The sequence below is a fragment of the Priestia sp. P5_B4 genome, from assembly GCF_056400385.1.
Genome location: NZ_JBFULJ010000937.1, coordinates 1 through 1,433, shown reverse-complemented (window position 1 = coordinate 1,433; position 1,433 = coordinate 1). Strand labels below are relative to the sequence as shown.

Genomic DNA, 1,433 nt, shown 5'->3' with positions numbered 1-1,433 from the left:
GGTAAAGCCAAAGAACAATGCTCCCCATACAAACGAAAAAAGCAAATAGCTCAGTAAATAATACAAGCTAATTAAAATGAGGGTTATGTACTTGGATGCTAAAATCGTTGAACGTCTAGCAGGGCGAATTAAAAGAAGCTTAATGGTACCCGCTTCAAACTCTTTTGCAACCATTGACCCTCCAACAGCAAGCGCGAAAAATTGAACGAGAATCAGCATACCTGAACTAAATGACAGGAAGTTCAAAATGTTGTCTTCTGTTCCTGCACTGTTTGCTACTTTCTTCATTAAAAGAGCCATACAAAGAGTTAAAATACCGATTGTAATAAACGTGACTTTTGTACTTCTTTTATGAAACCATTTCATATGTTCATTTTGAATTAGCTTAAGCATGGTGCTCTCCTTCCGTAACGGACATAAACGAATCTTCAAGCGTCTCATACACAGGAGTGATTCGGTAGACTAAAATATCGCTGTCCACTAATTTTTTATTCACAGCTGGAATTTGTTCTTTTACAATCGCCACGTCGATACTATGTGATCTCATCGTTACTTCAAATTCTTGTGATAAAAGATCCGCTGCTTTTTGCGCATCAGACACTTCAAATTCTACGTACGTTCCTTGATCTTGACGATTTGGAGATAGATCTTGAATGGCTTTTAACTCACCGTCTTGAATAATGCCAACGCGGTCACATAGTGCTTCTACTTCTTTTAATAAGTGGCTCGCGATTAAGATCGAAATTCCTTCTTCCCTGCAGAGGGTTTGTAAATATGTACGAAATTCTCTCATTCCCGCTGGGTCTAGACCGTTTGTTGGTTCGTCTAGTAAAAGCAATGCAGGCTTATGTAAAATAGCTTGAGCTACTCCTAAACGCTGTCTCATCCCAAGAGAATACGTCTTCACTTTTGCATGAATGCTGTTTTCAAGCTTTACTAAAGCAATCACTTCATCCAAGCGTTCTGATGTGATCCCTTCATGCATATTCGCAAAGTGTTTTAAATTTTGATAGCCCGTCAGATAATCATAAAACTCAGGGTTTTCAATAATCGCTCCAATTGATTTCATAGCTGATGTAAACTGTTCTTTTAAAGGAAATCCATTGACGATAATTGTTCCCTCTGTTTCTTTGATGAGTCCTACGACGGTACGAATTAACGTTGTTTTTCCAGAGCCGTTCGGACCAAGCAATCCGAAAATCTCACCGCGCTCAACCGATAAGGATACATCATGCAAAATGGTTTTCTTCCCAATCACTTTACTGACATGATCTACTTGTAGCACTGTTTCTGTCATCATGTACATCCTTTCTTTAATTAGCAATACGCTTTCTATTGTTTCTCTTTTTTAACTATTTGTCTACTATAACCTTATTTTTGGAAAAGTAGCCCATTCAAATCATTCGTATTATCCGCTTACATTTGATAAAATA

General features: G+C 37.8%; 2 protein-coding genes. Both read right to left on the bottom strand.

The genetic code is table 11. From position 1 onward, the window contains the following. The coding region (locus AC1DRF_RS27650; RefSeq protein ID WP_477742263.1) for an ABC transporter permease at positions 1-393 on the bottom strand (393 nt) is incomplete at its 3' end. Continuing rightward, positions 386-1,297: an ABC transporter ATP-binding protein gene (locus tag AC1DRF_RS27645; RefSeq protein ID WP_162214184.1), complete on the bottom strand. Its 912-nt coding sequence runs from the start codon at positions 1,295-1,297 to the stop codon at positions 386-388. The genes AC1DRF_RS27645 and AC1DRF_RS27650, both read right to left, overlap by 8 nt. Positions 1,298-1,433 lie beyond the last annotated feature (136 nt).